The following is a 24,528-nucleotide window of genomic DNA, read 5'->3' on the forward strand; positions in this document are numbered from 1 at the left end:
GTATGACTGGGGTACGGGCGAGTGGATGGATAGCTGGAAGGAGCGCGCTGAGGCTGCTGGCGTTAATGTTATTGATACGATTATCGCTAACCTTGAGCCTGAGGATGACGCTCTTGACGCTCTTCGTGCTGCTGGCGAGAAACTCGCTGAGTAAAACACGCTTTTTACCAGACAATATGAAGCTGGGAGTTTATTTAGCTCGTATGAAGCCGCTGTCTGTGATGGCGGCTGATTTTTTATTGCAACTCTTTGCGCTGATACAAGCCTGCATCTATAAAGCCTTGCGCACGATAGTAGGCACGTGTACCAACAGAACTAATTACATTCAGGCTGGTATAGCCTGCGTCTGTAGCAAGCGTACTTGCGTAAGCAAGCAATTTTTGGCCCAGACCTTGATGCTGTGCAGAAATACCCTCTGTACCCAGCGATAAAGCCTGTCCGTATACATGCAATTCTCGAATCATTGCTTGGCCTGGTTGTACCGCGAGTTCATCTGCCGCTACATCACACATGCCGGCCGACAGTTTGTCCCAATGAGGGAGCGAAAGCCTGCAAAACCCAGCAATGTTATTGTCTGTAGTTACCCACTGCAAGAAGTGCTCATCGCTTACTGCGGTAGTGTATGCATACTCTTGTAAGGTCAGCTCATCGGCTTGTACCTGCTGTTGATTAATTTCTCTAAAGCGAATTTCCTGAACGCGACCTGCCAGATCTTCACTGGTCAGGTGCTGTTCGACCATTTGGCGTAAGTTAGTGTGCTTGTTGCCTACCAAAATATCAGTAGAGCTAATATCACGAATCATGCGAGAAATGCGAACGTAGCAAGGAGCTGCCAACACATCATGCACAAGTATGTCTACCAGTTCCTCTTTTGAGTAGGGAAGCCACGCACCTTTGTGGTATTTCTCGACCAGTTGTGTGCCTTCTACAAGCGCGCAGGGGTACAGTTTAACCTCATCTGGTAAATAGCCAGGGTCAGTAATAAAGGTATCAAAGTCATACTTGTCTGACTGAGGTGTTGCACCAAGCAGATTAATCATCATGTGGGCATGAATCTTAAACCCATACAGGCGAATCAGAGAAAATGCACGTTTAATCTGGGTTGTAGTCATGTGACGCAGGTTGGCATCAAGAATCTCTTGGCGAGTGCTTTGAATGCCAATTTGAATCTTGGTACAGCCAAGCTGCCTAAACAGTTTGAGGTTGGCAGCGGTAATTGTGTCAGGACGCGTCTCTATAACTAGGCCTACAACGCGACATGCTGCGGTCTCGTTTTTTTGTTGCTGCTTGTAAAGATCATCAAGCGTGGCGCTCATATGCGCCCAGGCATTTTGATGGGGCTGACTGGTGTCATACAGCTGATGGAAGGCTTGATTATAGCTGGTTGTACCTGCTGTAATGGCTTCTTGTTGCGGAGCAACAAAGGCAGCGAGTGCCTCTTCTGTATGATGCAGCCCCAATGAGTGATACCAGTTGAGGCGTTTCTTGCTCTGATGAGGTGAAGCAGGCCACTCATTAAGTGCACGAAAGAGTTCACTCACAAACCAGTACTGATAGCTTATGGGGTAGTCACTCCAAGTACCACCTAGTACAATGAGCTCGACCTTATCGGTAGAATGACCCATTTGATGTAGGGCACGTAGACGTGCAGCAACTTGTATATAGGGATCAAAAAAAGCTTGCTCTGCACGCTGACAAGCAGGTTCGTTAGCAATATAGCTTTTGGGCATGCGCAAATCACAGGGGCAGTACAAACAATTGCTGGAGCAGGTGTGCGGGCGTGTGATAACGGTAATAGTTGCTACTCCCGAGGCACTGCGCCGTGGTTTCATACGTACTGAGCGTATAAAACGCGCCTCTAGTTCTGGGGTAATATTCCACGATTGCCAAAGCTCAGAGTTTTGATCCTTAGCTTGTAAAAAATAAGGCAAAAGAGCGCGCTTAGGGATTTGAGTTGTGCGAGAAGTGCTGCGAGTACCACCACTATGAGCGCGCAGTAGTGCTTCGAGCTGATGGGCATCAAGCGCGCTCTGAGAATTGGTGCGAAGTTGTTGCAATATGTCTGTTATGAGTTCATCCATATCCGCATTATACGCAGCTAAGTGTTTCTTTGTCTGCTGCGCTTGTTGTGGTGGGGTAAAATCCAAGGTATGAATAGTTTTAATGCCACATCATATAACACGCAAGCTGCACGTCTGTTGAGCAAACTCACCTCTGATTTTTATGCTCAGCAGGCTCAGAGTTTTTCTGCGACGCGTCAAGCACCTTGGCAGGGATGGCAGCGTTGTCTGGATAGTATGCCAGCCGTCATGGCTGCTACAAATCTTCGTGTGCTTGATGTAGGGTGTGGCAACTTGCGTTTTGCACGCTTTTTAACAGAGCAAAGGAATATACATCCTACAGCATACTATGCCGTAGATAATTGCATACCACTGGTTCAAAGTGGTAGTGCGGATAGACAAACCACTGTTATGGCAGTGGATGTAGTGGACAGTCTTTTGGATGATACCTTGGCAGCTCAGCTAACCATGACAGATTGTGATTTGGTAGTAGCTTTTGGACTCATGCATCATGTGCCAGGTATGCAAAATCGTGCACAACTCCTAAAAACTCTGCTCGATAAGACCAAACCAAAAGGATATATTTGTGTCTCGTTTTGGCAGTTTATGCACAGTGCAAAGTTAGCTGCTAAAGCACAGCAAACTACAACTCAAGCGTTGCAGCAGCTGCAGTTAGATGCCAGTGTATTAGAAGAACATGACTATCTTATTGGTTGGCAAAATAAAGCCCATACGTGGCGTTATTGCCATCATTTTACAAACAACGAGCTTGCCGATGTACTTGCTAGTCTTGGCCCTCAAGTTCGTGTCTGCGCTCAATTTAGTGCAGATGGAAAAGACAAAAACCTGAATCACTATCTTGTATTACAATGCGTGTAGTTTATACCAGAAAAATATAACTATACATACATATAAATCAGAATATATACAGGTATATGCCTAAGAAATCCTATTTTTATGTAAATCCAAGAATCACGAACAAAAATATATGTTCATGTATTCATGTTTGAGTATACTAAGTGCTAATAAGTTAGTTATAACTAACTTATTAGCAAACCGAGCGGTATGAGGGGCCCCTCATCGGATGGCATGAACTCATCTGCTGTTAAGTGTGAGGAGTCAGTCATTCGATAGCTCTACCCGGTTCGCATAGCGTTATAAGCACCACCTTGTTCTACCTGTTTTACCGGCACGTTTATTTTGTCAGTTATGCAGAAAGGATTTGGAGGAAGCAGTATGGCTAAGTATGCAATTGCGGGAGGAATACTTGTTGATGGTACCGGTACTGCACCGGTTGAGAACGCGCTCGTTCTTATTGATGACGATAAGATTACGTATGCTGGCGCGTCTACCGAGATTCCCGCTGGTTATGAGGTTATCGACGCTACGGGTAAAACCGTCATGCCTGGTTTAGTTGATACGCACTTGCACTTCTCGGGTAACCTAACCGATAACGATAATGACTGGGTTATCGAGAGTGTTGCTCAAAAGCAGGCATGTGCTGTCAAGCAGGCCTACGATGCTTTGAGTCATGGTCTTACATCTGTGGGCGAGATTGGTCGTAACGGTATTGCTATTCGTGACCTGGTCAACATGGGTGTTATGAAGGGGCCACGTATCTTTGCAACTGGTCTTGGTTTGTGCCGTGTAGCAGGCCATGGCGATTCACACCATCTACCGTTACAGATTTCTAAAGATTCCCATCCATGGGGTTTCCAGGCTGATGGTCCATGGGAGCTGCGTAAAGCTATTCGTATGCGCTTGCGCGAGAACCCTGATGCAATCAAGATTTGGGCAACTGGTGGCGGTATTTGGCGCTGGGACTCCGACCGTCTTCAGTTGTTCTGCACCGAAGAAATTAAGGCAATCGCCGATGAGTGCCGCATGGTAGAGATTCCTTTGTGGGCGCACTCATATAACAACTTTGATGCAGCTTATGACTGCGTGCGCTTTGGCTGCACGCAGCTTATCCATGGTTTTGAGCTTGACGATAGAACCATGAACTTAATGGCTGAGAAGGGCACCTTCTTTACGCCCACCATCGGTTTCTTGCCAACTTGGTACTCCACCTATCCACCTGAGTGGACGCCTGAGCTTGATAAGTTCCCCGGTGAGACCGTTGTCGAGAAGGGCTTGGAGCGCACCTACGCTAACTTGCGTCGCGCGTATGAACTTAACGTACCTCTTACCATTGGATCGGATTCCTTCTCCTTTGTTACCCCGTATGGCTATGTCACAATTGACGAGATGTATGCCTTTGTCGAGAAGGCGGGCATTTCTGTTCTGGATACCATTAAGGCAGCCACGCTTAATGGCGCTCAGATGTTGGGTCATGAGGATGAGTTTGGCTCTGTCGAAGCGGGCAAGTCCGCTGACATTCTTGTTGTTAAGGGCGATGTTGTGACTAACCTTCATAACCTCACGCCCGATAACATGGACGTCATCATGAAAGAGGGCGAGCTTGTTGTTAAGGGCGCTCTATAAGGTTATTCTTGGGCGTTTTGAGCGGTCCTCGGTGTCAGTATGGTACTGAGGTTTAGCTTTTTTGAGGTCGAGCTACCTGTTTTTGTATGGCTATGCGCGCCTTAGGGTGCGCATAGCATCTATCTATGGGACGTCTTGATGGTATGTATAGAATGAGGGGTTCGCATGGCAGATACAAAGAATGTCAAAATTGCACTTATTACGGGCTATTTAGGCGCGGGAAAGACTACGGTCCTAAATCGCATTCTTGCTAATAGCGAGGGTGTTCGCGCGGCTGTTATTGTCAATGACATTGGTGAGATAAATGTGGATGCAAGTCTTATCAAAGAGGGCGGCCTTGCCGATGGCGATGAGGTTATTCCACTGACGAATGGTTGTTTATGCTGCACCTTGTCGGATGATTTGAACCTACAGCTTGGTGATATAGCTGACTCAGGCGATTTTGATTACATTTTTATTGAAGCATCTGGTATCTGCGAGCCCATCCCCATTACCTATACCATTTCGGCTTTTTGCAACCAAAGTAAAAAGTCTGACAAGCATGCTCATCTTGATTTAGACAACATTGTGGCCGTGGTCGATTGCGCGCGCATGTATGACGAGTTTAATGGCGGCAAGGCACTTCTTCGGGATACTATTGAGGAAGATGACCTAGAGAGTCTGCTTATTCAACAGATTGAGTTTTGTACTACGCTCATCCTTAACAAGAGTGATTTGGTGACACCAGAGCAGTTACGTGAACTTAAAGCTATTATTCGTGGTTTGCAGCGTGATGCAGTTATCGTTGAGGCAGTAAGGGGAGAAGTCCCCATGAGCGAGCTTGTTAACACAAATCGCTTTGATTTTGACAAGGCCTATCGGTCTGCTGTCTGGATGGATGCAATGGAGCATCCGGAAGAACATGATGACCCCGAAGTTTTAGAATACGAGATTTCAACCTTTGTATATGACCGCCGCCGTCCCTTTGATGTTGACCGCTTCAATGACTTTGTGAGCAGTTGGCCAGAAAGCATTATTCGTGTAAAGGGCAAAGTCTGGCTCAACTGTGATTTTGATATGAGCTACGTGTTTGAGCAGGCAGGAAAGCAAGTTCAACTTTACGAGAATGGCATCTTTTACGATTCATTTCCTAAAGAGGAACAACAACAAATGCTTCTTGAACACCCTGAGTTACTTGAAGACTGGGACCATGAGTATGGCGACCGCGTGACTAAGCTTTGCTTTATCGGCCGCCATATGGATAAGGATGAAATTATCGCCCAGCTTGATGCTTGTCTTACTGACTGGATACACGAGGCAAGCATGTAGCTTTAGTCACTGGTGTCTACATCAAGTACAGCCATAACGTGGTATTCAGGAAATGCTTGCTGCACATCATTGATAATGCGGTTAAAAAGCCCTTGGCGGTCAGAAGCTCCAAAGTCAATGATGACATCAAAACTCATGTGTTTCTTGACGTTATCCAAATGAAAACCGTGCATTTGGATAACGTCATTGTGAGCCATAACTAGTCGGGTGACTTCAGAACGAATCCGTTTTGCTTCATCATCAGTGGTATTTTGTGAGTATATGCCTACAGCTGCAAGAATAACGCGGCCACTGGTTTGTTCATAGACAGTATGTTGGATTTCGCGTGTTAGCTCATCAATCTGTGCAGCACTGGTTGTATCGGCAAGCTCTACGTGGATAGAACCAATGAGTGAGGTGGGGCCATAGTTGTGTAAATCAAGGTCATATACACCTAAAACGCCCTCTGTGGCTTGAGTTATTTCCTTAATTTGATGTGATAAATTTGCATCAATACGCTCCCCTAAAATTTGGCTGAGCGTTTCACTAAGAATGTCAAAACCAGCTTTGATAATTACCCCTGCAATAAGCAGGCCAACCCAAGCAGTAAAGTCAAGCCCACAGGTAAGATATACCAGCGCAGCAAGAAGCGTAGAGGCAGTAAGTATGGCATCAAAGAGGGCATCTGACCCTGAGGCTAGTAAAGAATCAGAGTCTACTTGTTTGCCGACGTTTTTAACATAGGTGCCAAGTATGAGCTTAACAACAATGGTGGCTACAACCACAAGTAAAGTAGGAGTGGTGTAAGAAACTTGAGGTGTTGAGAAGAGTGCTTTGCCTGATTCTATAAGTGAGGTTATGCCTGCATAGAGTACGATGAGGGAAATGATTGTTGCGGTGAGATATTCAATACGCCCATATCCATAAGGATGAGCCTTGTTGGCAGGACGGCCAGCAAGTTTGGTGCCCACAATTGTAATAACAGAACTGAGCGCATCAGAAAGGTTGTTGACGGCATCAAGCGTAATGGCGATAGACCCAGAAATGGTGCCCAAAAATGCTTTTATGGCAGCAAGTAGTATATTTGCAGCAATACCCACGACGCTTGTTCGCACAATGCTATGCTGGCGCGCTTGAGAAGAAATCTTTGAGCTTGAAGGCAACTCTGTTTCTGCTTGAGTCATGGTAACTATCTTTCTGCAGGATGAGAAGATCGCGCACTTGTAAGTACCTTGTCTAAAAGGCGGCGGAGTTCTATAACCTCATCTGCTGTGAAGTCCAAACAGTTGCCCATGGCAGAGGGGATATTTTCTGCCTGCTTTTTGAGGTCGCAGCCAGCCTTGGTGAGCTCAACCGTGAGGATACGCTGGTCTTGCTTGTCATGATTACGCACAAGCAAGCCCTTTGCTTCCATCTTACGCAGCAGGGGAGTAAGGGTACCAGAATCTAAATAGAGACGCTCGCCAAGAGACTTTGCAGTAGTTTTCTTGACCTCCCAGAGCACCATCATGACAAGGTACTGTGTGTACGTAAGATTGAGCGGCTCCAAAAAAGGGGTGTAACGACGCACTACTTCTTTGGCGCTGGCGTATAAAGGAAAACACAGCTGATTATCGAGCTTAAGCATCTGATTGTTGGAAATGTTGGTTGCGTCTGACATTAGAGTTGAGCCTCCACTGCAGCTTTGACTTCAGACATGCTAGTCGTAGGCTCAAAGCGAGCAACTACATTGCCCTCACGGTCAATTAAAAACTTGGTGAAGTTCCACATGATATAGGCCTTATCGCCAAATTTTTTGTTATTGATAGCCGCAAACTTCTCTAGACCCTTAGCTTTAAGACCCTTACCAAAGCCTTGGAATGGCATTTGTGTTGCCAGAGACACAAAGAGAGGATCTGCGGTTTCACCATTAACGTCAATCTTTTTGAACTGAGGGAACTCGGTACCAAACTTCATGGTACAAAAGGCATGAATCTCATCATCGGATTCAGGGGCTTGACCAGCAAATTGATTGCAGGGAAAGTCGAGAATTTCAAAGCCCTTGTCACGGAGCTGGGCATACATTGCTTCCAGATCTTCATACTGTGGAGTAAAACCACAGCCAGTTGCTGTGTTTACTACAAGCAAAACTTTGCCCTTGTATTCAGAAAGAGCAGTCGTGCTGCCATCAGGGTTGGTAACGGTAAAATCATATACAGACATGGAAGTTCCTTCCGTTATGGCGTACTGCTGTACCAGGCGCCGTGGTTTGTTATTCGTATTTTAGTTGTATACAACTTAATTGTGTACAACTATTTTAGGAACGAGGAACTCCATCGTTTGTTCAAGTTTCAAAGACTGTCTGACAAAGAAAGCCGTGTGAGATTAATCTTTACTGCTGTGTTAGTGAGAAGACCCATCTGAAAGCATGCCGTATTTGGCAACAATCGTGAATCCAATTTTGAGGTAGACGCTTGCGGCAAGAGGGTTGTCAAAGTAAAGAACCAGCTTTTTAAGACCGGCTTCTTTACAGACTTGGCAGAGTTGTTTGACCGTGTAGGTTGCAAGGCCGCGATTACGATATGCTTTGAGCGTTGCTACGCCAATAATCATGGCGCCAAAGGGAGATACTGCAGAGATAGAGGCAGTAGACACAAAGACATTGTCCATTTTTGTGGCAAGTGCCATACAGTCATAAGCAAGAGAAGCACGCTTTTTAGAGACAAAGTATTCGCGCTCGTCTTGAGGAATCTGTTCATAGTCAATTCCGTCAGCTGAGCAAAGCAGGCGATGAAGCTGGACAAAATCATCAGCACTAGAAAGCCTGCATAACTCTGTGTGGGGGTAAGTATTCTGATTGGTTTGAAACTCGTTACAACTCAATGAGGCTAGCTCCAAGACACGTAAAGAATAGGCGCTAAGCTGTTGTTGCAGAAGCTTTAAAAGCGCAGGATTGCCATTGATGTATTTAATGCCTACCCGTTGTTTGCTGGCAATGATTTCTAAAATCTCAGTAAGATGCTTAAGTGGTGCATCATATGAGATGACCATGTTTTTTCTTAAGAGGATAACAACAGAAGTGCCAAAAGAGTCAGTAATCTTCCATGCCTCAATCTCTTTTCCTATCTCATACATATACAAATCAGAGAGAAGATATAAATCAAGATCTGGATGAGTTTTGAGAAGATCAATAAGCTGATTTTTGTCTTGTTTGCTACATGGTGTAATCATGATTGACCTCCAGGTGGGGTTATGGGATAAAGGCAGTTAGGACAACAGCTATCTACGTAGGTAGATAGCTGTTGTTATCAAACGCTTTATCTAATGAAGTAGTCTAGATGCTTATCAGCCAGATGCCAAGTAATACTTCTATGATTGCAAAAGCTATATGGAGCTTTTTATGTTGGGTAATTCCCTCGTAGAAGATACATGCTGCCATGACAAATATCCAACTATGTGAAAGAGCTGCATACAGCACAGGGTTAAGAGACGGACGAATAAAGGGTAGGGATACAACAACGGCAAGCAAAAAGCATAGACCCAGACATACATTTTCAATGAGCCTGATTTTTTTCATGTCGTTGCAGTCTGAAAGCAATTCCATGTGTATCACCTCAAACAAAGCTAGAAATAGGCCTCATGAAACAATAGATACAACAGATTAGACACTTTCTACCCTTGTTATAGAACTTGTAATATATGGTAAACAAATAGTATTTTTTGAGCGGTAGTATTTTTTGTTTTAACGGTATTTTTCATTTTTGTTAGTAGAGAGATTTTTTCTATAAGACTTTACGTAAATCTCGGTTTATAAGAGATGGTAGGCGTATATGAACAAGAATAATAAGAAACAAAATAGTTCAAACAGCTTAGCAATAGGTATGTTCACGGGCATGTCAATAGGCATGTCAATAGGTATGCTCATTGGTGCAGTAACTAATGATATTGGATTATGGCTTCCAGTAGGTATGAGTATAGGTATGAGTGCAGGCATGATTATAGGTACGCTGTCGGATAGAAACAAATGAAGATTAGAGTGGTAACAACGCTGCCTATGAAGTTCATAACTACGCTAATGCCTATAGATTCTTTTCTATGTGCTATCTCAAAAGCATACATACGTGACCCCAACTATGACCCACAAAATGACCCGACATTTAGAAACGCCTGGTAAACACTTAGGTTCACTTACGGTTGTCTTTGCTAGATAAAGAAATACCCCGCTTTCTGTTTATGCAGATAAACGGGGTATTTCCAACTAAAATCAATGGTGGCGGGGAAGGGAATCGAACCCCTGACACGAGGATTTTCAGTCCTCTGCTCTACCAACTGAGCTACCCAGCCAAGTGCTGCTTAAATATCAGCTCAATAAATATAGCAAACTCAGACAGAACGTCAAGTCACATTTTGCTTTGTTTGCAAAACTTATGCAAGCAACTACGTAGGTATATCTGCATCATGAGAGCTATCTGGTTTAGAAGCACTGTCTTTCTCGTTAGTACCTTGCCCAATGAGCAATTGCTTTGGTGGCCAGACTTTTTCTACCAATTTTGCAGGTACCGCAGCCGCAGCAGCGCGACGCTTGCGTTCCTTATACTCATGCATCTCTTCAATGGAGGGAGGCGTAGGGGAGTTAAGCAGCTCCTCATAGTTTGTAGAAGGTACGCTAATCTGTTGAAGTGATTGTGCCACGTTCTTGTTAAGCGGCATTAAAGAATCGCTAACCATCTGGCCAATCAATGCTTTAATAAACTCAAAAATAACGGCTTTATCGGGATCGTTTAAGGCATTAACAGCTTCCCAAATCTTGCGGATGCCTTCAGCGCCAGCGGATGCTAATTCATTGGTGGTAGTTGCGCCAGAGGCTTCAATGCAGCCAAATAGCATATCGGCAAAGTGTTTGCGCTCATCCTTTGTGCGTTTCTCGACAACGTCATTAAGAAGGCTACATACATGTTGCGCTGCTACAGAAGGGGATTGGCTGCGCACAAAGCGCGGACCTAGTATCTGCCAAGTAAAGGCGTCGTGCTGCATGATGTCTGCGTCGGGGGTTTGTGCGTGGATGATTTGCGGGGTGGCAGCATGGTGCATAAGACCACTTACAATGCAGTATTCTGGCGTAAGAAGAACGGTTTTATCTACAAGAGCCGTGAGCTTAGAAAAGGGAACCACGTCTTCCAAAAAACCAGGGGCATCATTGCACCAGAGTTTGCTTACTCGCTTTTGGACGCTCGGGTGTGCTAAGGCTACGGCATAGGCAGCAAGATTTCCACCTTTAGAATGACCGCCTACGTGGAACTTCCCAGCTACATGCACCGCAATATGGGATAGATATTCCAAGGCGTCTATCTGAGCGGCTACCGTTTGGAAGCTTATATTGAGGTCTTCTCGCCAGCCATGAATGGTGCCATCGGTGCCGCGAAAGGCCACGTAATAACTACCATCTGGTAAAGCAAAGGTAACTGCGCCAAATTGCTCTTGGGTGTGCGGATTATTTTTCTCCTGATAAAAGCCAACAAGTACGTTTTTAAAACGCTTTGATGTGGCAGCCTTTTGGAGCAAAAAAGAGGTATAGGTAGAGACAAACCCACTGGCTTCATACAGTTGCTCTTTTGTATGACTGGCAAAGTATTTGGTACTGACGGCTTCTAGGGTGTCTTGAGCGGTAGGCGTGGCTGAGGGTGCGCAACCCGCAAAATCTAAGTAGGATAGTTGTGCCAAAATAAGGTTATCAACTTCATTAAATGCAAAGCCTGTGAAGCTAACGTCGCCAAACCAATCCAAGTAATCGAGCATATTTGCCATGCGTTAGTCCTTAAGCCAGAAGATTTTGCCTGTTGTAGGATCAAACTCAACTTGCTTACCGCGCTGCTCAAAATAGTCACGTACGCGACGCTGGGCATAGGTGAGGTCATACTCTCCCTTGGCATTGCGTGGACGGTTTGGGTCCAGTCCGTTTACCTTAATCTCTATGCTGCAGGTTTGCTTGCCGCAGGCATCGTGTAAGTGAACTTTGGGGGCAAGCTCCGCGCTGTCTTTAGAAGCCTCATCTGCAAATTGGTGGTTTAAAGTAATAACGTCACCAATTTTAATTACATTCATACATGCCCGCTTTCTTGTGGGTTTTTAACCATACGTATATGTTTGTGAACGCCCCATAGGCTAAGGTGCTCTAGGTTTTGTACTTCTGGTTTGTTGTATACCCAAATCTGCACAAATAACTAGACTTTTAGTGATAAGACCGTACAAGGTATAAACTAAAAGACTACTATATCCTGCAACAAGGAGTACGTTATGAACGTATCCACAAACGTATCCAGGCGCGGTTTTCTTTCGCTTGCTTCTGCGGGTACTTTGGCAGCACTTTCTGCTTGTGCAAAAGGTCAAAAAAAGCCCTCTCAGCAAACTACTGCAGATACACGTGACCTTACTAAGTATGAGAATCTTGCCATCAAAATGGACGCATGGAATTATGACGAGACAAACGATGTCTGGTGGCAAAATGGTCTTCAGTATTGCTTAACGCCTGCCACCAAGACTTATGAGCGTCTGGCAATTTACGTTCCCGGTCCTTTCTTTAAAGGCGAGAAAAACGGCAAGACATACAAGTGCACTATTAACGCAGAAGCCCAGGTGGGCAACTTTAAGGCATCTGAGGCTCCTGTGGTTATGCCTCTTAATCCCGTTACGTTTACGGGGCAAAGTGCGCCCACGGCCTACTCGTTTAATGGTCTGGCACCGTATTTGTCTGCTGGTTTTATTTACGTTTATGTGGGATTTCGTGGTCGCAATAATGGCTACGACTCTGATACTAACGCCTTGTTTGTGGGTGGTGCACCTTGGAGTGTGACTGACCTCAAGGCAGCAATTCGCTATTTGCGCTACAACGCAGAAAGCCTTCCTGGTGATCTTGAGAAAATCGTACCTTTTGGTGCTGGCTCTTCCGGTGCCCTTGTCTGCATTTTGGGCGCTACCGGCAACTCCAGTTTGTACGATGATTACCTGGCTACCCTCGGTGCTGCAACGTATGATGCAAAGGGTAATAATCTTTCCGATGGGGTATATGCTGTACGTGCTTGGTCGCCCACGTTAGCGCCGCTGGGTTGTGATGGAGCCTATGAATGGTATTGTGGCCAGTATGCTCAAAATGATACGCGTTCAGAGGGCACCTGGACAGCTGCGCTATCTGGGGATTTGTCTCGTGCATATGCAGAGAATCTTAACTCCTTAGGGCTTACCAATGATGGCACTGCTCTGACTTTGGAAAACACAGCTGGCGGTATATATGCAGATGGTAGTTATTATCGCTATCTTTTGGGGTTGGTAGAAGAGGCGGCTTCTGCGTTTTTGAGTACTACTGCCTTCCCGTATACGCCTAACAATTCGTCTTTGAGGCTGGGTGGTTTTCCTGGAGATGGCAACCTCAAAGCAGATGAGGCAGACGTTATTGCTAAGGCTGCTGCGGGCGATGATGATGCCAAGACTGCTCCCGTCACCTATAACACGCGCAATGACTACATTAAGGCACTCAACTCTGACTACACGTGGATTAAGTTTAATGAGCTTACCAATAAGGCAACTATTACAGATTTAGGTGCCTTTATTTCTCATGTGCGTGCAGCTGCTGTGGGGGTGTGCGCCTACGATGGTCTTAGCTCTGCGACCATCTTTAATCAGTTGTTTGGCAATGCAGATAACGATGCTTTGCACTTTGATGGTATGGTGCTGTCCAAGCTTACAGAAAACCAAAATACGTATGAGCAGCTTACCGGTTGGGATGCCTCAATCATAGAAACCTGGAAGGCAGATTTAGAGCAAACGGATGCCCTTAAAAATACAACCGTGCATCGCATGCAAATGAGCGATCCTTTGTATTATCTGTCAGGTAACTATGAGGGCTTTGGCAAGGCAAAGATTGCTCCTTATTGGGAAATCCAAACCGGATTGTTCCAAAACAAGGTGAGTTTTACCGCTGAGGCAAATTTGGCTGCTGCCCTTAAGGCGTATGATGGTGTTAAGCAGGTAACACTTACGCCAGTATGGGGTGAAGGTCTTTCCATGAACGAGCTTGGCACAGATCCCATTGAGGGCTTTGTGGCCTGGGTTACTGCTGGCTTCAAGAAGTAGAAAGTAGCGCATAATGGCAAACCGTGAAACCAAGTATTCCGAGGCACTGGCAGGATTTCAGGCTCAAAGGGATTCTCGCAGTGGTCTTGATTTTGTCATGTGGATCATGGCAATTATTGTGTCGTTGTCCCTTATTTTTTTATGCGCCTGTGCATCCAATTCTGGCGATAAGGGCGCTTCGAGTAATGCATCTCAGGCAACTACGGAGCAATCTCAAGATTCAACTACTCAGAAAAGCGGCCTGTATACACCAGCCGCAGATGATATCTATGCTAAGGGTATGCACCATGCAACCATTGAGGTAGCCAACTATGGCACTATTGAGCTGGAACTTAATGCAGATGCGGCACCAATTACGGTGTCTAATTTCTGTCACTTGGCCAACGATGGTTTCTACAACGGGTTAACGTTCCATCGCATCATCAAGGACTTTATGGTTCAAGGTGGAGACCCCAATGGTAATGGCACAGGAGGTTCTTCTCAGCATATTAAGGGAGAGTTTTCTTCTAATGGAGTGGTCAACCCCATCCAGCATAAGCGTGGTGTGATTTCTATGGCACGCTCTACAGATGCGGATTCTGCCAGCTCACAGTTTTTTATTATGCAAAAAGATACCGCGTCGTTAGATGGTCAGTATGCAGCATTTGGTCAGGTCACTAATGGTATGGATGTAGTAGATGCTCTGTGTGCAAAGGTGAAGGTACAAGATAATAATGGAACGGTTGCATCTGCTGACCAGCCCGTTATTACAAAGATTACTATCACGGACTAATGCGTAGCTTATAGGAGCTTGCCATCAATCCATCGAGAACCAAGTAGTGTTTTGAGCTGCTGTACCCCTGTGGTGCGGTAGCTCTTGTTTGAACTATGTTCCAACCAAGCAGTATGTTGTGCATACCAATGAACCGTGCTCAAAAGATTTGCCTGCACGTCACTTTGTGCTTTCCAGCCAAGTTTCTGTGCTGCTTTGGATGCATTGCTGGCATAGCGAACGTCATGATTTTGCCTGTCGCTTACATAGCAGATGAGATTGTTGGAAATGGTGGCGTCGCACATAAGGACAGAGAGCTCACGTACCAGCATCTTTACAAGGGTAAGGTTGGCAATCTCTTTACCTGAGCTTAGGTTATACACATGGCCAGTACTGCCGTGGTGTGCAGCTGCACGTATGCCTGCAACATGGTCTGTTACGAGCATCCACTCACGTGTTTGTAAGCCAGTGCCATATACAGGAATTGGCTCATGATGTAAGGCTTTGCTTATGACTACAGGAATGAGCTTTTCGGGAAATTGATGTGAACCAAAAGCATTACAGCAACGCACGATAACGGCATCCAGACCGCGTGCAAGCTCTGCCTGGATGATTTTCTCGGCAGCACGCTTGCTTTGCGAGTAGGGGCTTGTTGGTGTGCAAGGATACGCTTCGTCAACAGGAGCATGACCCACAGGAATGGAGCCATACACTTCATCCGTAGAAACATAAAGCATGCGACAAGGGCTGCCTGATTGGGCAAGCTCACGCACGCAGGTGGCAACAGTCTGTGTGCCCATAACATTAGTGCGCTCAAAAGGTGAGGCATCAATAAACGATCGGTCAACATGACTTTCTGCTGCCAGATGAAAGACCGTGCGAGGCACAAAGTGTGCAAAAAGCTTGCGCAGAGAGCTGCTATCACAGATGTCTACCTGAGCAACGTAAAGGTGTGGAGCTGTGCAAGAGTCCTGTGCTATATCTAACAGGTTTTCTGGATTGCCAGCATAGGTAAACGCATCAAGCACGACCACGCGTGATGTGGGCTGCATGCTCAGCAAGGTGCGTGTAAGATGCGAGCCAATAAAACCAGCACCACCAGTTACAAAATATGTTGGTATGGTTTGTGGCTCCATGGCTGTGGCATCCTTAATCTGTGTAAGATGTGCAGTATTCGCACAATACTGCAAAGTTGGTAACTTGTACAATAAAGCATAGTGCGACTCACTATCTGCAAGCAACTTGCAATCAAATGAAGGGCAGACCATGTTGGATACTTCTTCGTCTCAAACCGAGCATGCCATTATTAGTGTTCTTGGTAGTGATAGACCAGGCATTGTAGCTGCGGTTTCAACCGTGTTAGCCAATCATAACGTCAACATTTTGGATATTTCTCAGACTATTTTGCAAGGTACGTTTACCATGACTATGCTTGTAGATGTAGAGAGTGCAGATAGCGATTTTGCTTGTATTCAGGATGCGCTGGGTGAGCTTTCGGATACTTTGGGTGTTCAAATCTCTATGCAGCGTGAGGATGTCTTTAAGTTTATGTATCGCTTGTAATCACCGGCAAGAAAGGTTGATTACATGGGCATACAGACCAATCCATATAGCTTGATGGTTTTCTCGGACATGGACGGTACGTTTGTGTCTGACGAGAAAACCGTGCCACCGTATAACGTAAAAAGTTTAACTGCTTTATATGAGGCAGACGGTTGTTTTGTCCCCTGTACGGGTAGGCCAACATCCGGCTTGCCTTCTGCATTGCTGGAGCATCCCAGTACACGCTATGCCATCTGTAACAATGGTGCACAGATACTGGAAGTGCAACAGCATGAGGTTGGCTTGCAGCTTGTGCCTTTACATGAGACAAACTTAGGGCATGAGCGTGCACATGAGCTTGTAGAGCTGCTAGAACCACTTGATGTCATTATGGATATCTTTACGGATTCTTGTGCGCTAGAGGCACAGTTTGACAGCATGCATTTACATGAGTTTATCCATGATCCACATACGCTTGTGTTAGCAAAACAGCTGCGCCAGAGTGTAGCTGTTGCTAACTATCATGAGCTTATAGATGCGTGCGATACCGTTGCACGCATAAGCGTGGTTTTTCGCGATCAACACACAGCGCAGACGCTGCGCAATCGCGTGGCACAAGATACCCGTTTAGCATGTGTAAGCTCAGCAGCTTGGAATATAGAAATATCTGATGCAAACTGCACTAAGGGCTCAGCACTGTCTTGGTTATGCGAGCATATCTCCCAAGATGTGGCACGTTCCGTTGCCTTTGGTGACTCTTTTAATGATGTATCCATGCTGCAGGCAGCAGGTAATGGCATTGCTATGGCCAACTCCATGGAGGGCGTATCTGCGTATGCCACTACCTTGCTTGCATGGACCAATAATGAGGCTGGCGTAGGTAGGTATCTTAATCAGCTTTTAGCGGACTTGTAGCGTCGTCCTCATCATCTTCGTCCAAAACCAAAGGTGCAAAGCTTGCCGTATCTCCGCCAACCAGCTCGTTGGTTGCATGAGCAAAGTTTTCTGAGCGGTCACCTTCAACGGCTGCAGAAAAAATATCGTCATCGTCATTGGCAGTAGTGGCAGCCATATCCTTCTTGGCAGCAACAACAGGAGTGCTTACAAACATGCGTTGTGCCTCTGCTGGATTGAGGGGTTTGCGAACGAGCTTATTACACTGCTTAATCTTAGAGAACAAAGGAACATACTCAAATAGTACGTTAGAGCCTTCCAAGCCGTACCAACGTGCGGGAGAGCCACACAAGCGGCGAATAAGGTATTTGAGTGTAATGACATGCTGGTCAAAACCAGAAATATCAGTTTCTGGAGAGAGCATCTTGCGCAGCAGGCAAAAACGGAAGTCACCCACCTTTGAGTGCTCACGATAAATAGAATACTTATGTTCCTGAGGAGCAAGTTGTCCGGAGTTCATCAAGTCCTCAACAATTTGGTACAGATATGTGTTAATGCGCTGGTTAACCCTAAAGCCCAGACGGATTTGTACCTTAAAAAGGAAGTCCGTATTAAAGCTATTGACAACAAATTCACGCGTGTAAGGCTCATCAGTTACCTGTACATTTAAGAAGTAGTAGGCCTTAGCACGCTTGGGGCGCTTATCCAAAATGGAATACAAGATATCGCGGTCTAACTTATCAAAGGATGAGTCATTCGTAAGGAATACCAGGTTGTCTGCGGTCATAGGATACTCGTCGTCATGAATCAGGCTATGAATCTGATCTAAGTAGCTATTGACGGGCAAGTAGACGGATTGTGTACGCTCTACAGCAGTGCCGCGACGCCATACATACATAACTACAAAGAGCGAGAAACCCATCAAGACAGTTACATAGCCACCATGGAAGAACTTCGTGAGGCTTGAGAAGAAGAACATAAGTTCAATGGCGCCAAAGATGATAATAAAGACCACGGCAAAGGGCATCCGATGCAGATTTTTGCTGATGTAGGTAAAGAGCAAAATGGTGGTCATAAGCATGGTTACGGTAATTGCTAAGCCATATGCAGCTTCCATATGACCAGAGCTTTGGAACAGCAACACAACGCCAATGCAGCCTGCCCACATAATGTTGTTAACCAAGGGAATGTAAATCTGACCTTTGGTTTCTGAGGGATAGTTAATCTTAAGATGAGGCATGAGGTTTAAGCGAATAGCCTCAGACACAATGGAGTAAGAACCCGTAATAAGAGCCTGGGAAGCAATGATTGCGGCAAACGTGGAAAGAATGACGGCAAAGGCGCGCAGTTCTTCGGGAAGCATTTGGAAGAACGGATTGAGGTCATTGATGGCAGCCATGGTGGCGTCACTGCGATGAGCTAAAATCCAAGCACCCTGTCCCAGATAATTAAGAATCAGGCAGGTTTTTACAAAGGGCCAGCTTACATAGATGTTGGGCTTACCAACATGACCCATATCAGAGTACAGAGCTTCTGCACCAGTAGTACACAAAAACACATTACCCAAAACCATAAGCCCGGCGTGATTGATGGAGCCGTCAAACAAAAAGACAAGGCCACGCATGGGGTTAAGAGCGCGCAAGATACTAAAATCTACCGTAAGATTAAGGAAGCCTGTAATGCCGAGGTATAAGAACCATATGGTCATAATGGGGCCAAAAGCTTTACCAATGGTAGAAGTGCCAGCACGCTGCATAACAAACAAACCACACAAGATAGCAACGGTAATGGCAACCACAATAGATTGGTTATCACCAATTACGGCATAAATGGGGTCAATAGTACGAAGACCTTCGATAGCGGTAGTAACCGTAACGGCGGGCGTAAGAATGCCGTCGGCAAGCAGGGCCGCACCGCCCATCATGGCAGGGATAATCAGCCATTTAGCGTTGCGTTTAACCAGGCTATAGAGTGCAAAGATACCACCTTCATTGTGGTTATCGGCACGCATAGCTACCAGCACGTATTTGACGGTCGTGATGAGCGTAAGCGTCCAGATAATCAAAGAAAGTGCACCCAACACGGTATTCTCGCTCATGGTAGCCAAGCCGCCATTACCCGCCATAATGGCTTTAAGGGTGTACATGGGGCTGGTGCCAATATCACCGTATACGATGCCTAAAGTAACCAGAATCATTCCTGCCGATAAAGGAATGGAGTGTGATTTACGCTTCTTTAATGAGGCGGTTTTGCTAGCTTGCACGTCTTCTCCTGTGTGACAGCTCTTATTAGGTAATTTCTCATTGTAATTCATGCCAAGGGACTTTCAACTGCGCTTGATGGGTAAAGTAGGGAGAAGAAAGTTTACCAAGAATCACTTTAGGAGTTATATATGTCTGATGTCAAAGAATCTGCAGCTACAAGCCATGAAAAAGCAGATGAGTTTCGCACGGTTGCTGCAGATCCTCGTCCAGCTGTTCCAGAGGCAAAATCTGCCAACCTCACGTGGTCTGCAAATGGCAAGACCATGGACTATACGGTAACTGCTGGACATCTTGAGGTGCGGGAGGATGCTGGAGCACTTTTGGCTCAAATGTTCTCTTTAAGTTATGTGGTAACTACTAATGGACAGCCTGATGTGTCTCGTCCTGTAACCTTTGCTTTTAATGGTGGTCCTGGTTCTGCGTCGGTGCCTGTAAACTTTGGTGGTATTGGCCCTGTTCGCGTAGAGACAAAAGGCGTACAGCACGTGGGCAAACCAGAGGTTAAGGACAATCCCTATACCTTGCTCCAGCAGTCTGATTTAGTCTTTTTAGATGCTCCTGGCACGGGGTGGTCTACGCTTGCAGAAGGAGTAGATCCCAAGAAAATCTTTGGTATTGATGGAGATGCGTCTGCCTTTGCACGTGCCATTCAAGATTGGTTAGAGAAGAACAATCGTTGGGGTAGTCCTATCTATTTGTTTGGTGAGTCGTATGGCACCATTCGTAATTCTCAGCTTATGCGTTTGTTGGGTGAGCAAGGCGTTTATGTAACGGGCGTTATTATGCTTTCTGCCATCTTTAACTGGGTGCAAACACTTCCTGGAGAAGACCTCTATTATCTGGGTATGATGCCAACGTATGCTGCTACGGCACAGTTCTTTGGCAAAGCAGGCAAAGATATGGATGAAGACGTTTGGTTTGATGCAGCCATAAGCTTTACAGAAGACATTTTGGCACCCGCCCTGCTTAAGGGAGATCGCCTAAGTGCAACAGAGGAGCAGCAGGTAGCAGAGCAGCTTTCTAACTATATTGGTTTGCCTGCTCAACTTATTGCCGCTAAGCACCTGCGCGTTGATTTGGAGACCTTCCGCACCAAGCTGCTCAAGGATGAAGCTCGGGTTATAGGTCGTTTGGATACCCGCTTTACCTCTGATTCTTACCACCCCGCACAGACTTCCCATGAGTTTTTAGCTATGGAAGATGCAGCTCTAGACGCTTTGGATGCACCTTGGAATATGGCATTGCGTACCTTCCTTCGCGAGAAGGTCGGCTACACTGCACCTACGCGCTATTTAGGTAGCAACTACACAACCATTGGCGTTAATTGGGATTGGAGCCATGCTTGCGCTGGTACTGAGGGCAAAGTAGGTGCGCCCAATGTAAGTTTTGACATTGCTACTGCACTGCGCCGTAGTCCAACTACCAAGCTTGCAATCTTAGGTGGCCGCTTTGATGCTGCCACTACCTACTGGAATGTGCTGCATGACCTGAGCACTCAGTTTTTATCGGATGACATTAAACAAAACATTGAGTGGCATCGCTATGGCTGTGGCCATATGGCATATGTGGATGTTCCTACGCTCATTGCTATGTATGATGACCTCAAGAACTTCTACAAAAAGAGCGCGCACTAGAGCATTGTATGAGTAGGCTATAATCAGACAGATGCATTACGTGCACCTTACACGAAGAAGAATATTGCTATGAATACACGGCCCAATTTGTGGATTGTCATTCCCTGTTACAACGAGCAAGAGGTTTTGCCTCTTACGGCGCCGCTTTTTCTCAAGGAGCTTCAGCAGCTTATTGATGCAGGGAAGGTTGCTTCTTCAAGTAAGATTTGCTTTATCAATGATGGTTCTACCGATAAAACCTGGGAGCTTATTAGCGAGCTTGCTGCCGCGCATGAGCATTATGAGGGGCTGTCACTTTCATGCAATCGTGGGCATCAAAATGCTCTTCTTGCTGGTTTGATGGAAGCTCGTACATACTGTGATGCCTGTATTTCTACAGATTGCGATGGCCAAGATGATATTCATGCCATTTCCAAGATGGTTGATGAGTATCTTGCTGGTTATGACGTAGTGTATGGCGTGCGTTCCAAGCGAGAAACTGATACTGCTTTTAAGCGTATGACCGCCGAGGGGTATTACAAGGTACTTAATATGCTAGGGGTAGATATCATATTTAATCATGCGGATTACCGCTTACTCAGCTCCCGTGCACTTGATGGTCTTGCAGAGTTTAATGAGGTCAATCTTTTCTTGCGGGGGCTTGTGCCTTTAGTGGGCTACAAATCCACTACCGTTACTTATGAGCGTTCTGAGCGTATGGCAGGCACAAGCCATTATTCGCTTACCAAGATGTTGGCGTTTGCCTTTGATGGTATTACGAGCTTATCTATTAAGCCTATTCATGTTATTGCATCGCTTGGTGCCATGTTTAGCCTTGTAGGTTTTATCGGCATTATCTGGGCAATCGTAAGTGTGTTTACGGGGTACACCATGCCAGGGTGGGCGAGCATGGTTTGCTTCATTTGTCTTTTTGGCGGGTTGCAGCTTTTAGCCCTAGGCATCATTGGCGAGTATATTGGCAAGATTTATCTTGAAGTAAAAAACCGCCCTCGTTTTATTGTCGCCGAGCGTACCTGGGATAAGCAATAGCCTAGCGAGAAAACCTACGCTTGCTGTCAGAGCTGCTGTCAGGGCGCTTGGGGTAAGGCTTTTTGCCACTGCTTTGTGGATTTGGGCGAGGACCTTTCAAGGCACGCGGTGCCTTGGTGGGCTTGGATGTATGAGGGGCGTCTTTGGCCCGTGGAGCCCTTCGTACTATATAACAGTGGTGAATCTTGCTATTACGCGCAAAGTCCTCTGGAATGGTCTTATCGGTAATATCTTCCAACTCAACACCAAATTTGGTGAGCGCCTCTGTATCGGGTTTAAAGTTGCGCAAGTTACAAGAAAATACGCATATACCGGTCTTGCTAAGCATACGAGATAGTGAAATAAGAAGCTCCACATGGTCACGCTGGACCTCCCAACCACGCTTGCGCATGCGAGAAGAATTAGAAAATGTGGGAGGGTCACAGAAGATAAGGTCATAGCGATGTGCACTGTGGCGTTCAGCGTCAATCCATTGAAGTACATCTGCCTGCACAAACTTGTGTGTGTCTTCGGTAAAACCATTGCGGCGCATATTGCGCTGAGCCCAATCCAAATATGTTTTAGACATGTCTACCGTTGTGGTATTGCGAGCGCCACCGTCGGCAGCATAACAGGTTGCGCTGCCCGTATAGGCAAATAAGTTGCAAAAATATCCATGCTCAGGAACTTTTTTGGCAAGTTCACGCAGCAGTGCGCGTGTGTCTCGATGGTCCAAGAATAAGCCGGTGTCCAGGTAGTCTTCAAAATTAACTTCAAGCGTCAGGCCATTCTCGTCAATCAAATGACCGTGACGACGTTGGTTGTCTTTTTGCTCGGTATTGGCATACTGCGAACCACCTTTGGAATGCATGCGTGTTTTGACATACACGTGCGTGGGGTCAATACCACAAATGAGTGGCGTAAGGGTAAGCATGTCCAACAGCCGCTCGTGAGCAAGGGTGGGGTCGACCGTTTTGGGGGCAGCGTATTCTGCAACAACTGCCCAGCGCTCAGGAGCTTGTAGCACACCAGCGCGGTGGCGGGGGAGGCCTTCATAGACATCAATGGCAGCGGCGTAGTCAGGCAGGTCTGCATCGTATATGCGATAGCAGCTTATATACTCGCGTTTGGCCCATTTTTTGCGAAGCTTATACATCTTAGAAAGACGTGCAGCAAACTGACTTGATGCTTCCATAAGCACAGCTACCTGCTTGTTGTCACCGTAGGTAACCAACGGCAGCTTTTGCGCGCGCTGCGTTACGTCATAGCTACGAATAGATGCCTTGTCTTGGCCCAGCAAAATATCAATGTGCTCGGTGGCTGTTATGTCCAGTGCTGCGTCGAGTGTGTTGGTGCTATCTACAGCGCTGAGGGACGTGGCATCTGGCAGCGCAGCAACAACACCGCGTGCTACGCTCAATGCCCGTGCTTCTACAGGCAGTTCATCTGCCGAGAAAAAACTGAGGTCGCACACGCATATGGCTGAGCTGTCTAGCTGAGCAGCTGCCTTCGTTACTGCGGTAGAGCTAACAAGCTGCGGCTCGTATGGGATGCCGGCGGCGCGCATGGTTTGGCGTGCAGCGGACTCCCAACCATGGCGATCATCTGCACCAATAAGAGTTAATGCGCTCGATGCACCCTTTTGTGCACGCGCTTTGGCTTCCGCTTGTAGACGCGCCCATGTTGTAGCCTCATGTCCAAGCCAGCCTTCAAAGCCCCAGGTATTGCGCAATAAACCAGGTGCGAGATCAAGTGCTTGAGCTGCTGCTTCGGCAAGGATAGTGCCTGCACCGGTATATACGCTCAGCAGCGTAGGGTTGGCGTGGCGACATGCACGAAACCAGCCAGCTTGTGCCAGCAGTGCAGCAGCATAGTCAGGGCGTAAGGGCGCTATGGGTTGACGAGCAGATTTGCCCATCTCGTAACCACGGCGAAAGAGGGGATTGCCAGATAAATCAATGCCAACCAGAGCGCTTGTGTTACGCAAACGCAGGGTAATGCGCAAATCAGGATTGGCAGGATTGGTTGTCAGACGAATTGCCTTCTTTGCGAGCATGCGGTCAGAAATGGCATCTTTGGTACGCAGGGCAGTAAATTGTGTGTTACGAAGCTCATCGTTCATGCCATGAGCGTTTATGGCAACCGTTGCCGTGGTGGAAACATGCTCTTCCCAGGGAAGTGCAGAGATGCTTTCATAAAGCTGGTTGGCATCTGCGGCGTTTACGCGCGCCAAAATAAGCGTAATGCGAGAAGCCAAACGAGACCACAAACACACGCGATAAGCGCACGCAAGGGTGCCGCTAAAACTTACTTGACCAGTAAGTGGGCGCACTTGCTCGCAGTCTAATGAGATAAGCTCATTGGCCAAGAGCTGTTCAAAACCCTTGGGGCATGTTGCCATAAACTCCATCGGGACACCTTTCGCCCGTCGTTTGAATGATGGTTAAAGTGTATCCGATACATGGGTAAATCTGAGTATTTACATCTTCCGCTGACAA

General features: G+C 46.4%; 21 protein-coding genes and 1 tRNA gene. 10 read left to right on the top strand and 12 right to left on the bottom strand.

What is annotated here, in order from left to right:
- Positions 1 to 236: 236 nt before the first annotated feature.
- Positions 237 to 2,081: a tRNA uridine(34) 5-carboxymethylaminomethyl modification radical SAM/GNAT enzyme Elp3 gene (locus SPD80_RS06290; RefSeq protein ID WP_320828989.1), complete on the bottom strand. Its 1,845-nt coding sequence runs from the start codon at positions 2,079 to 2,081 to the stop codon at positions 237 to 239.
- Positions 2,082 to 2,150: 69 nt separating this feature from the next.
- Here SPD80_RS06290 and SPD80_RS06295 point away from each other — a divergent pair, with 69 nt between their 5' ends.
- From SPD80_RS06295 to SPD80_RS06305, 3 genes are all read left to right on the top strand, one after another.
- The gene (locus SPD80_RS06295) at positions 2,151 to 2,939 is read left to right on the top strand and encodes a class I SAM-dependent methyltransferase (protein ID WP_320828990.1); all 789 of its coding nucleotides are present in this window, start codon (positions 2,151 to 2,153) and stop codon (positions 2,937 to 2,939) included.
- A 357-nt stretch (positions 2,940 to 3,296) separates the two neighbouring features.
- The gene (locus SPD80_RS06300; RefSeq protein ID WP_320606164.1) at positions 3,297 to 4,544 is read left to right on the top strand and encodes a metal-dependent hydrolase family protein; all 1,248 of its coding nucleotides are present in this window, start codon (positions 3,297 to 3,299) and stop codon (positions 4,542 to 4,544) included.
- Positions 4,545 to 4,709: 165 nt separating this feature from the next.
- Entirely contained in the window at positions 4,710 to 5,852 is a 1,143-nt protein-coding gene (locus SPD80_RS06305) for a CobW family GTP-binding protein (RefSeq protein WP_320828991.1), read from the top strand.
- Between the two features lie 2 nt (positions 5,853 to 5,854).
- Here SPD80_RS06305 and SPD80_RS06310 read toward each other — a convergent pair whose 3' ends face one another.
- The 5 genes from SPD80_RS06310 to SPD80_RS06330 all read right to left on the bottom strand — a co-directional run bounded on the left by SPD80_RS06310 (position 5,855) and on the right by SPD80_RS06330 (position 9,414).
- Positions 5,855 to 7,015 (bottom strand): cation diffusion facilitator family transporter, encoded by a 1,161-nt coding sequence (locus SPD80_RS06310; protein ID WP_320828993.1) that lies wholly within the window; start codon positions 7,013 to 7,015, stop codon positions 5,855 to 5,857.
- Positions 7,016 to 7,020: 5 nt separating this feature from the next.
- Entirely contained in the window at positions 7,021 to 7,491 is a 471-nt protein-coding gene (locus SPD80_RS06315) for a MarR family transcriptional regulator (protein WP_320828994.1), read from the bottom strand.
- Positions 7,491 to 8,033: a glutathione peroxidase gene (locus SPD80_RS06320; RefSeq protein ID WP_320828995.1), complete on the bottom strand. Its 543-nt coding sequence runs from the start codon at positions 8,031 to 8,033 to the stop codon at positions 7,491 to 7,493. The genes SPD80_RS06315 and SPD80_RS06320 overlap by 1 nt, the downstream gene beginning before the upstream one ends.
- A gap of 180 nt (positions 8,034 to 8,213) precedes the next feature.
- Positions 8,214 to 9,041, bottom strand: coding sequence for a GNAT family N-acetyltransferase (locus SPD80_RS06325; protein ID WP_320828997.1), 828 nt, complete (start codon positions 9,039 to 9,041; stop codon positions 8,214 to 8,216).
- Positions 9,042 to 9,144: 103 nt separating this feature from the next.
- The gene (locus SPD80_RS06330; protein ID WP_320828998.1) at positions 9,145 to 9,414 is read right to left on the bottom strand and encodes a hypothetical protein; all 270 of its coding nucleotides are present in this window, start codon (positions 9,412 to 9,414) and stop codon (positions 9,145 to 9,147) included.
- A 226-nt stretch (positions 9,415 to 9,640) separates the two neighbouring features.
- Between SPD80_RS06330 and SPD80_RS06335 the strand changes: the two genes are divergently transcribed.
- A complete protein-coding gene (locus SPD80_RS06335) occupies positions 9,641 to 9,838 on the top strand; it encodes a hypothetical protein (protein ID WP_320606171.1) in 198 nt (65 codons plus the stop codon).
- A 240-nt stretch (positions 9,839 to 10,078) separates the two neighbouring features.
- Here SPD80_RS06335 and SPD80_RS06340 read toward each other — a convergent pair.
- The 3 genes from SPD80_RS06340 to SPD80_RS06350 all read right to left on the bottom strand — a co-directional run bounded on the left by SPD80_RS06340 (position 10,079) and on the right by SPD80_RS06350 (position 11,912).
- Positions 10,079 to 10,154 (bottom strand) — tRNA-Phe (locus tag SPD80_RS06340).
- A 93-nt stretch (positions 10,155 to 10,247) separates the two neighbouring features.
- Positions 10,248 to 11,615, bottom strand: coding sequence for an Mbeg1-like protein (locus SPD80_RS06345; protein ID WP_320828999.1), 1,368 nt, complete (start codon positions 11,613 to 11,615; stop codon positions 10,248 to 10,250).
- 3 nt (positions 11,616 to 11,618) lie between these two features.
- On the bottom strand, positions 11,619 to 11,912 hold the full coding sequence (locus SPD80_RS06350) for an RDAC family protein (RefSeq protein ID WP_320606173.1): 294 nt from the start codon (positions 11,910 to 11,912) through the stop codon (positions 11,619 to 11,621).
- 192 nt (positions 11,913 to 12,104) lie between these two features.
- Between SPD80_RS06350 and SPD80_RS06355 the strand changes: the two genes are divergently transcribed.
- Both SPD80_RS06355 and SPD80_RS06360 read left to right on the top strand, forming a co-directional pair.
- Positions 12,105 to 13,937, top strand: a complete 1,833-nt coding sequence (locus SPD80_RS06355; RefSeq protein ID WP_320829000.1) for a subtype A tannase — start codon at positions 12,105 to 12,107, stop codon at positions 13,935 to 13,937.
- A gap of 13 nt (positions 13,938 to 13,950) precedes the next feature.
- Positions 13,951 to 14,709 (top strand): peptidylprolyl isomerase, encoded by a 759-nt coding sequence (locus SPD80_RS06360; protein ID WP_320829001.1) that lies wholly within the window; start codon positions 13,951 to 13,953, stop codon positions 14,707 to 14,709.
- Between the two features lie 8 nt (positions 14,710 to 14,717).
- Here SPD80_RS06360 and SPD80_RS06365 read toward each other — a convergent pair whose 3' ends face one another.
- The gene (locus SPD80_RS06365; protein ID WP_320829002.1) at positions 14,718 to 15,956 is read right to left on the bottom strand and encodes a dTDP-glucose 4,6-dehydratase; all 1,239 of its coding nucleotides are present in this window, start codon (positions 15,954 to 15,956) and stop codon (positions 14,718 to 14,720) included.
- On the opposite strand from SPD80_RS06365, the gene SPD80_RS06370 reads away from it, so the two are divergent.
- Together SPD80_RS06370 and SPD80_RS06375 are read left to right on the top strand one after the other, a co-directional pair.
- The gene (locus SPD80_RS06370) at positions 15,955 to 16,251 is read left to right on the top strand and encodes an ACT domain-containing protein (protein ID WP_320829004.1); all 297 of its coding nucleotides are present in this window, start codon (positions 15,955 to 15,957) and stop codon (positions 16,249 to 16,251) included. The two genes, SPD80_RS06365 and SPD80_RS06370, sit on opposite strands and share 2 nt — an antisense overlap.
- Before the next feature lie 24 nt (positions 16,252 to 16,275).
- Positions 16,276 to 17,145 (top strand): HAD-IIB family hydrolase, encoded by an 870-nt coding sequence (locus SPD80_RS06375; protein ID WP_320829005.1) that lies wholly within the window; start codon positions 16,276 to 16,278, stop codon positions 17,143 to 17,145.
- Here the strand turns inward: SPD80_RS06375 and SPD80_RS06380 are convergent.
- Positions 17,120 to 19,387 carry a KUP/HAK/KT family potassium transporter gene (locus SPD80_RS06380; RefSeq protein ID WP_320829007.1) on the bottom strand — a complete coding sequence of 756 codons (2,268 nt, stop codon included), beginning with the start codon at positions 19,385 to 19,387 and terminating at the stop codon, positions 17,120 to 17,122. The genes SPD80_RS06375 and SPD80_RS06380 overlap by 26 nt on opposite strands.
- A 129-nt stretch (positions 19,388 to 19,516) precedes the next feature.
- Here SPD80_RS06380 and SPD80_RS06385 point away from each other — a divergent pair, with 129 nt between their 5' ends.
- Positions 19,517 to 21,022, top strand: coding sequence for a S10 family serine carboxypeptidase-like protein (locus tag SPD80_RS06385; RefSeq protein ID WP_320829008.1), 1,506 nt, complete (start codon positions 19,517 to 19,519; stop codon positions 21,020 to 21,022).
- 69 nt (positions 21,023 to 21,091) lie between these two features.
- On the top strand, positions 21,092 to 22,051 hold the full coding sequence (locus SPD80_RS06390; RefSeq protein WP_320829009.1) for a glycosyltransferase family 2 protein: 960 nt from the start codon (positions 21,092 to 21,094) through the stop codon (positions 22,049 to 22,051).
- Position 22,052: 1 nt separating this feature from the next.
- Here SPD80_RS06390 and rlmKL read toward each other — a convergent pair whose 3' ends face one another.
- Positions 22,053 to 24,440, bottom strand: coding sequence for a bifunctional 23S rRNA (guanine(2069)-N(7))-methyltransferase RlmK/23S rRNA (guanine(2445)-N(2))-methyltransferase RlmL (rlmKL, locus tag SPD80_RS06395; RefSeq protein WP_320829010.1), 2,388 nt, complete (start codon positions 24,438 to 24,440; stop codon positions 22,053 to 22,055).
- Between the last annotated feature and the right edge of the window lie 88 nt (positions 24,441 to 24,528).

The sequence above is a fragment of the Atopobium sp. genome, assembly GCF_034113385.1.
Lineage (GTDB): Bacteria > Actinomycetota > Coriobacteriia > Coriobacteriales > Atopobiaceae > Atopobium.

What these genes read in the sequence shown, in the direction of transcription:
- SPD80_RS06345 (WP_320828999.1), bottom strand. Translation starts at nt 11,615, where the DNA reads ATGGCAAATATGCTCGATTACTTGGATTGGTTTGGCGACGTTAGCTTC.
- SPD80_RS06300 (WP_320606164.1), top strand. Translation starts at nt 3,297, where the DNA reads ATGGCTAAGTATGCAATTGCGGGAGGAATACTTGTTGATGGTACCGGT.
- SPD80_RS06390 (WP_320829009.1), top strand. Translation starts at nt 21,092, where the DNA reads ATGAATACACGGCCCAATTTGTGGATTGTCATTCCCTGTTACAACGAG.
- SPD80_RS06365 (WP_320829002.1), bottom strand. Translation starts at nt 15,956, where the DNA reads ATGGTCTGCCCTTCATTTGATTGCAAGTTGCTTGCAGATAGTGAGTCG.
- SPD80_RS06375 (WP_320829005.1), top strand. Translation starts at nt 16,276, where the DNA reads ATGGGCATACAGACCAATCCATATAGCTTGATGGTTTTCTCGGACATG.
- SPD80_RS06305 (WP_320828991.1), top strand. Translation starts at nt 4,710, where the DNA reads ATGGCAGATACAAAGAATGTCAAAATTGCACTTATTACGGGCTATTTA.
- SPD80_RS06370 (WP_320829004.1), top strand. Translation starts at nt 15,955, where the DNA reads ATGTTGGATACTTCTTCGTCTCAAACCGAGCATGCCATTATTAGTGTT.
- SPD80_RS06385 (WP_320829008.1), top strand. Translation starts at nt 19,517, where the DNA reads ATGTCTGATGTCAAAGAATCTGCAGCTACAAGCCATGAAAAAGCAGAT.
- SPD80_RS06320 (WP_320828995.1), bottom strand. Translation starts at nt 8,033, where the DNA reads ATGTCTGTATATGATTTTACCGTTACCAACCCTGATGGCAGCACGACT.
- SPD80_RS06355 (WP_320829000.1), top strand. Translation starts at nt 12,105, where the DNA reads ATGAACGTATCCACAAACGTATCCAGGCGCGGTTTTCTTTCGCTTGCT.
- SPD80_RS06350 (WP_320606173.1), bottom strand. Translation starts at nt 11,912, where the DNA reads ATGAATGTAATTAAAATTGGTGACGTTATTACTTTAAACCACCAATTT.
- rlmKL (WP_320829010.1), bottom strand. Translation starts at nt 24,440, where the DNA reads ATGGAGTTTATGGCAACATGCCCCAAGGGTTTTGAACAGCTCTTGGCC.
- SPD80_RS06295 (WP_320828990.1), top strand. Translation starts at nt 2,151, where the DNA reads ATGAATAGTTTTAATGCCACATCATATAACACGCAAGCTGCACGTCTG.
- SPD80_RS06360 (WP_320829001.1), top strand. Translation starts at nt 13,951, where the DNA reads ATGGCAAACCGTGAAACCAAGTATTCCGAGGCACTGGCAGGATTTCAG.
- SPD80_RS06290 (WP_320828989.1), bottom strand. Translation starts at nt 2,081, where the DNA reads ATGGATGAACTCATAACAGACATATTGCAACAACTTCGCACCAATTCT.
- SPD80_RS06335 (WP_320606171.1), top strand. Translation starts at nt 9,641, where the DNA reads ATGAACAAGAATAATAAGAAACAAAATAGTTCAAACAGCTTAGCAATA.
- SPD80_RS06325 (WP_320828997.1), bottom strand. Translation starts at nt 9,041, where the DNA reads ATGATTACACCATGTAGCAAACAAGACAAAAATCAGCTTATTGATCTT.
- SPD80_RS06330 (WP_320828998.1), bottom strand. Translation starts at nt 9,414, where the DNA reads ATGGAATTGCTTTCAGACTGCAACGACATGAAAAAAATCAGGCTCATT.
- SPD80_RS06310 (WP_320828993.1), bottom strand. Translation starts at nt 7,015, where the DNA reads ATGACTCAAGCAGAAACAGAGTTGCCTTCAAGCTCAAAGATTTCTTCT.
- SPD80_RS06315 (WP_320828994.1), bottom strand. Translation starts at nt 7,491, where the DNA reads ATGTCAGACGCAACCAACATTTCCAACAATCAGATGCTTAAGCTCGAT.